The following is a 6133-nucleotide window of genomic DNA, read 5'->3' on the forward strand; positions in this document are numbered from 1 at the left end:
GGTTACGTTCTGGTTCGGTGAGTTGTGTGTAATGCTTCATGCGCGCTCCTCTTGCTTGGCGGTGAGAATTGAGCCATCATGTTACCATAACTCACTCTTTTCTCAACCCCGCAAAAGTTGCACTTACAACTTGAATCCACGTTTCAAAAAAAGAAGAGATTGACGGCGCAAAGGGCAGTTAGCACGGCGGATGCCGCTGCTGCCGCCCGCGCTTGGCCGAGACTGAGAAAGGGAAGGCGCAGCACCCGGATCCTTTGCGCGGCAACAGCGTAAAGCGGCTCAGCATCCGGACGGGTGTGCAATTTGGCGGTGATTTTCACGATGAATGTTCCAGCCTTGTCGGCAGAAAAAGTCCAGCGGTAAACAGCAGGCAGCGCGCTGAGTTCATACATCTGCCGCCGTTCGCCTTCGATTTGCAGCCCTTCAGCCTCAACTTCGATTTCCAAAGAAGGACAGGAAGATTCGTTGCAATAAATAAAGCTGCTGACGCTGCCGCACTCGTCGTCCTCGCTGTGCAGCGGCCTTTGCCAAGGAAAGGACAGCGTAAGTTTGGCTGTGCCGCCGACATGAAACCATGCAGGGATTTTTCCGCCAACGATGCCTGAGTAATGCGGAATTTGGTAGCAGCAGGTCATGCCGGAAGAAAATCTTTTCTTGATCTTCCGCCGCAGACTGCCCGGCAAACGGCAGAACAAAAACAGCGGCAGCTCCTTGAGCAGCAGCATGCGGCGTTTCCGCTTGCGGATTTTCACGCCGCCAGCCGCGCCCTTGTCGTTCAGCTCAAAGACTTCGCAGAGAATGTACTGCGGAAATGCAATCAGCCAAAAAATGCAGGCCAATGCAGCGTAGATGATCAGCAATGACATAGATATTTTTAGTTTTCAGCTGACTTGTGCCGCAGGTGCAATGAGCTGCCTGAGCGAAGCCGAAGGCGGCGGCGGTTTCGGCACCGCTCAACCGCCTTGATGCAATGGAACGGTGCCGTCAATTTAACCTTACGGAAATACTCTCTTGCAGGCAATATTCAATTCTCCGCCAGCAGAGAACGGCCAAAATAAAAAAAGTTCCATTTTTTGACAGGCCGCATCGCGAGGAGTATAATACACCGTAAGAATATGGAAAGAAACAGGTTGCATTTCAAGAGGTGCTGCCATGACAAAGTCACCGTTTCTTTCGCTGCCTGCGTGGCTACAGGAAGTCCTCAGCGATCCGTTCAAGAAGTATCTCATCCTCTCCCTCTGTCTGCTTGGCATCGGCATCTACGTTGCTGAACGGCATTTTCCTGAAAAAATTCCTCATTCCAGCGGTCAAGATATTGTTTTCTTTTTTCACAGCCAATGCCCGCACTGCCAGAAGCAGAAACTGTTTAATCCTTATCTGAAGGCTAAATACCCAGAACTGCGCTGGACGGAACATGACACCGCGCTCCCGGAAAACAGCAGGCTTTTTGCCGAGTTTGTGCGGCAACACGGCTTGGACATGCAGATTGGCGTGCCGCTGACAGCCATCGGCCCTTACTTGATATCAGGATTTGACCGTAACGAAACAACCGGAGCTGCTCTCGAAAGGGCAATCCAAGCGTATGTACAGCACGATCCCTCTCTCTTCAAAGAAGAGGACGGCTACCGGACGGAGAAAGAGACGGTCAAGCTGCCATTCTTGGGAGAGATCAAGTATGCCGATTATTCTCTTTTTTCTCTTGCTGTTGTTCTGGGGCTGGTTGATGGCTTCAATCCCTGCGCCATGTGGGTGCTGGTCTATCTGATCTCCATCATAATGACCCTGAACAGCCGCAAGAAAATCTGGATCTTAGTCGGCACCTTTGTCGGCGCATCAGGAACGCTTTATTTCCTGTTCATGACCGCTTGGCTCAACGCTTTTCTCTTTCTGGGCTATCTCCGCATCCTGACGCTGCTTGTCGGTCTGATTGCTGTCGGCACAGGCATTCTGAGCATTCGCGAATACATTCAGACAAAAGGAGAGCTGGTCTGCAAAATCGGCGATGCGTCCTCCAAAAAAAAGACCATGAGCCGGATTGAGCAGATTGCTCAATCTCCAATCAGCCTGCTCACCATCTTCAATATTGTTGTCCTTGCGTTTGTCATCAACTCCATTGAATTCGCCTGCTCCGCCGCTTTGCCGGCCATTTACACTCATGCCCTGTCTCTGAAAGAGCTGCCGACGATTCAATATTACGCCTACATCCTGCTCTATGACTTCTTTTTCATGCTCGACGACCTGATCATTTTCAGCCTTGCTGTTCTGGCTGTCAACACCAACATCGGCCAGCGATATGCAAAATACTGCAAGATCATCGGCGGCGTTGTGCTTTTGGTGCTCGGCGGCATCATGGTCTTCCGTCCTGGCCTGCTGCGGTAGCAGCTGCGCTCAACGCCACTGGGCCGGAATTATCCGGTCGTATTTGCTGTCCACGAGTGCCTTAGTCGCCGGATCAACCTCCAAGACTTCGGTATACCACGGTTTCATCCGGCAGTCAAAGACGATGGGCGGAGTCAGGCCGACATGGAAGCGGCGCACCTGCTGCTGGCTGGCGTGAATATCTGCCGCCGGTTCAAAGCGGGTGAAGAAGGTCCAGAGAAATTCCTGCAAGTTCTCGGTCGCAGCGGCGGTAGAATCCACCAGCACCACCACAGGCCAATCAGCCAAGCCCGGCCAGTTCGCCAGCATCTCCCCCAATTTCGGTTTGGCGGCATAGCTCTCGCCTTGCACCACCAGTGTTCCGGGCAGAAAAACCTTGGCCGGGCCGCAATCCGGCGGCAGGCTGCCGTTGAACTCCCTCGGCAGCTCGCGCCGCTGCTCACCCAAGCCCAGCAGCATGGCCTTAGATCCTTTGTTCACCGACGGGCCGGTGTAATCCAGCGTGTCCTGCGAGACATTCGCGAAAACGAACAAATCCCGCTCCCACTGCACACGCTCTAAAACGTGCTGCCAGAGCTTGGGAAAATCCGCGATATCAAGGCTGCCGTCGGTGATGATCAGGAATTTGGTCAACGAAAGCTGGCCTTCGCCAAGAATGCGCAGTCCGGCGGCGAATGCCTCGCGGGGATAGCGGTTGTAAACTTTTGCCGCAGCCAAGCAGTGAAAGCCGGTCTCGCCAAAGGTCTTGAGCTGCCGCACGCCGTTCAGAGCGAGCGGGAAGATCGGCGAAAGCAAATCCTGCAAGAAATCGCCAATGAAATAATCTTCCTGCTTAGGATGACCGACCACCGTGGCTGGGTAAATTGCATCCTTGCGGTGATAGAGGTGCGTGGTCTGGAACACCGGATAATCGTGCGTCAGCGAGTTGTAGCCGTAGTGGTCGCCGAAGGGGCCTTCCGGTCGCCGCAGCTTGGGCGGCACGATGCCTTTCACCGCAAATTCCGCCTCCGCAACAAGACGATGCCCGCCGCGCGGATCCGCCGCCATCGCCAGCCTGCTGCCCTGAAGCAGCGAGGCCAGCATCAGCTCCGGGATGTTCTCCGGCAAGGGCGCAATAGCGGCCAGCATCAGGGCGGGCGGCCCGCCGATGAACAGGGTCATGGGCAGGCTCTGGCCGCGCTGCTCGGCCTCAAAGTAGTGGTAGCCGCCGCCCTTGTGAATCTGCCAATGCACGCCGGTGCTGGTGTCGTCGTGGCGGTGGATGCGGTACATGCCGAGGTTGTGGCCGCGCCCGTCCGGGTGTTCGGTGTACACCAGCGGCAGTGTGACGAAGGCCCCGCCGTCGCTGTGCCACGAGGTGAGCATGGGCAGGCTGCTGAGGCGGGCGGGCTGCTGCATCCGCTCCAGCACCGGCGCGTCTTCGCGGCTGACGTTTTTCAGACCGACCTTGAGGGCTTGCAGACCGATTGAGCGCGACTGCCAGAGCTTGCCGAGCGTCGGCGGCATGATTTCTTCCGCCAGCCGCACCAGATTGCGGACGAAATCCAGCGGCCTGTGGCCAAAGGCCAGCTTCAATCGGCGGTTGGTGCCGAAAAGGTTGGTAACAACCGGGAAAGTCGAGCCTTTGACCTTGGTGAAGAGCAAGGCCGGGCCGCCAGCAGCGATCACCCGGCGGTGGATTTCCGCGATTTCAAGGCAGGGATCAACTTCAGCGTCAATGACGAGCAGTTCGTTTTCCCGGCGGAGGATGTCAAGGAATTGACGGAGATTAATGACAGGAGGCATGGAAAATAAAGTGAATAACGATCTGCGCTGATTCCCCGTTCAACGGTTCGCCGCCATATATTCCACAGCGGCCTGAACCAGCACGTCAGGTACGACGGGCAAATGCTGGGGAGGGCTGTAGGTTGGGATGAGCCAAGCCCACCCAATCTACTCTCCTACTCTTCAGGAACAAATTTCCAGCCCCCTGTGATTTTAGGAGAAATACGACCGATCTTTGTAGAATAAACCCAAAGCCAGCCATTTAATAGCTGAACTTTGTTACCCTGCCAAGCAGCAGCGAGGCTATCACATAGCTGTCGTTGTTGGGATGGACTAAATCCGTTCCAAACATCTGGGTTCAATTTAATATTAGCCGATCCTAATGTGTCAATAGTGTAGTCTGTTATTAACGGCGCAGTAGCGGTGACTATCTCATCAAGAGATTTGTTCCGAATTTGCGCATACGTGTTAACACTCAATACCAGTGCTGTTAACACAATAGAAAAAATTACATTCTTCTTCATTCTTTCACTCTTGTTTTTTGTTATCGAGTATATACAGACTGGTTCGTCTGTGATTATGCAGAAAAACTACCTCCCCTCCGCCTTCAAATGCGGGAACAGTATCGCATCCCGGATTTTGGACTCTACTCAAAACTCAGCATCAGCCTTTTGCCAAGAGCCGCAGCAGCCTTGTCAATCATCTTCAGCGTCGGCGAGCTGCGCGGGTTCTCCAGCCGCTTGACCGAAGGCCAGGAAGCGTCAAGGATTCTGGCAAGATCAGCCAGCGGCCTGCCCGCGCGGGCCTTGCGGATAAGCAGGGCCGCCTGCACGTTCACCTCAGGCGCAATCCAATGCACATCGCTGCCAGTCACTTGGGAAGGCTCAGGGATCTCCTGCTGCTGCTCAAGGCGGTGCTCCATGACCAGCGTCAGCACTTCAGCAGCGTTGAAAAGAGCCTCCTCGATCGTCTCGCCTTGCGTCATGGCTTCATCGAGATCGGGAAAGGAGACGAAAAAGATGCCGTCTTCTTCCTTTGTAATCCGCGCCGGATATGCAATCTTCATTTCAGCTTCACCCCTGTCTGCTTTTCAATCGCTTTGAGCAGGCCCATGCCGATGTCCTGTTTGCCATGCACCGGCACAGGAACAGTCTTCACGCCGTCAGACAGCAAGTGATGACTGCCCCGCACCCGGACAAGCTGCCAGCCGTTCTGCCTGAGCAGCTCAATGATTTCTTTGCCGTTCATGCTCTGCTGGCAGAGGTCTGCGCCCTACCTCGCTTCCGCCTTCAAATGCGGGAACAAGATCACATCCCGGATTGAGGGCGAATCCGTCAGCAGCATGACTAAGCGGTCTATGCCGATGCCTTCGCCCGCCGCTGAGGGCATCCCGTACTCCAAGGCGCGGACAAAGTCCTCGTCCATCTCAGGGTGTATCTCCTCGTCGTTGCCGCGCTCCTCAATCTGCTTGACGAAGCGTTCGCGCTGATCAATCGGGTCGTTCAGCTCGGAGAAGGAGTTGGCGATCTCCCGCCCGGTGATGAACAGCTCGAAGCGGTCGGTGATGCTGGGATCCGCCTCGTTGCGGCGTGCCAAGGGCGAGATCTCCGCTGGATATGACGTGATAAAGGTTGGGTTGATCAGCTTCTCCTCCACCAGCAGCTCGAACAGGCCAGTGCGCGCTTTGCCCGGCCCGGAGTCCGGCTGCAAGTCCACCTTATACTTCTTCGCCAGCTCCATCACCGCCACATCATCGGCCACCACTGCCGCATCCAAGCCCGCCACTTCGCTCAGAGCCTCAGTCATGGACAGCCGCCGCCACGGCGGGGCAAGGTTGATCGGCGTGCCCTGATAGGTGATCTGCATCGAGCCGTTCACCTGCTGACAGATGGAGGAGATCATCTCCTCGGTGCAGTCCATCATGTCCTCGTAGGTGGCGTAGGCCTGATAGAACTCCAGCATAGTGAACTCCGGGTTATGCCGCGTGGAC

The 6133-nt window shown here is 55.3% G+C and carries 8 protein-coding genes; 1 reads left to right on the forward strand and 7 read right to left on the reverse strand.

Annotation, left to right across the window (positions count from 1 at the left end; all coding sequences use genetic code 11):
* Positions 1–143: 143 nt before the first annotated feature.
* Together ACNKH3_RS09675 and ACNKH3_RS09680 are read right to left on the reverse strand one after the other, a co-directional pair.
* A complete protein-coding gene (locus ACNKH3_RS09675) occupies positions 144–866 on the reverse strand; it encodes a hypothetical protein (RefSeq protein WP_420209079.1) in 723 nt (240 codons plus the stop codon).
* A 129-nt stretch (positions 867–995) separates the two neighbouring features.
* Complete coding sequence (locus tag ACNKH3_RS09680) at positions 996–1154, reverse strand: hypothetical protein (RefSeq protein WP_420209080.1); 159 nt, start codon at positions 1152–1154, stop codon at positions 996–998.
* Here ACNKH3_RS09680 and ACNKH3_RS09685 point away from each other — a divergent pair.
* Entirely contained in the window at positions 1153–2379 is a 1227-nt protein-coding gene (locus ACNKH3_RS09685; protein WP_420209081.1) for a hypothetical protein, read from the forward strand. The genes ACNKH3_RS09680 and ACNKH3_RS09685 overlap by 2 nt on opposite strands.
* A 9-nt stretch (positions 2380–2388) precedes the next feature.
* Here ACNKH3_RS09685 and ACNKH3_RS09690 read toward each other — a convergent pair whose 3' ends face one another.
* The 5 genes from ACNKH3_RS09690 to ACNKH3_RS09710 form a co-directional block, all read right to left on the reverse strand.
* On the reverse strand, positions 2389–4164 hold the full coding sequence (locus tag ACNKH3_RS09690) for a UbiD family decarboxylase (protein WP_420209082.1): 1776 nt from the start codon (positions 4162–4164) through the stop codon (positions 2389–2391).
* Between the two features lie 155 nt (positions 4165–4319).
* Positions 4320–4667 (reverse strand): hypothetical protein, encoded by a 348-nt coding sequence (locus ACNKH3_RS09695; protein ID WP_417917160.1) that lies wholly within the window; start codon positions 4665–4667, stop codon positions 4320–4322.
* Between the two features lie 122 nt (positions 4668–4789).
* A complete protein-coding gene (locus ACNKH3_RS09700; RefSeq protein WP_417917161.1) occupies positions 4790–5209 on the reverse strand; it encodes a type II toxin-antitoxin system HicB family antitoxin in 420 nt (139 codons plus the stop codon).
* Positions 5206–5391 carry a type II toxin-antitoxin system HicA family toxin gene (locus ACNKH3_RS09705; protein WP_417917162.1) on the reverse strand — a complete coding sequence of 62 codons (186 nt, stop codon included), beginning with the start codon at positions 5389–5391 and terminating at the stop codon, positions 5206–5208. Before ACNKH3_RS09705 ends, ACNKH3_RS09700 begins: the two co-directional genes overlap by 4 nt.
* 24 nt (positions 5392–5415) lie before the next feature.
* The coding region (locus ACNKH3_RS09710) for an amino acid--tRNA ligase-related protein (RefSeq protein WP_420209083.1) at positions 5416–6133 on the reverse strand (718 nt) is incomplete at its 5' end.

This window comes from Candidatus Electronema sp. JC (assembly GCF_048287365.2).
Classification (GTDB): Bacteria; Desulfobacterota; Desulfobulbia; order Desulfobulbales; family Desulfobulbaceae; genus Electronema.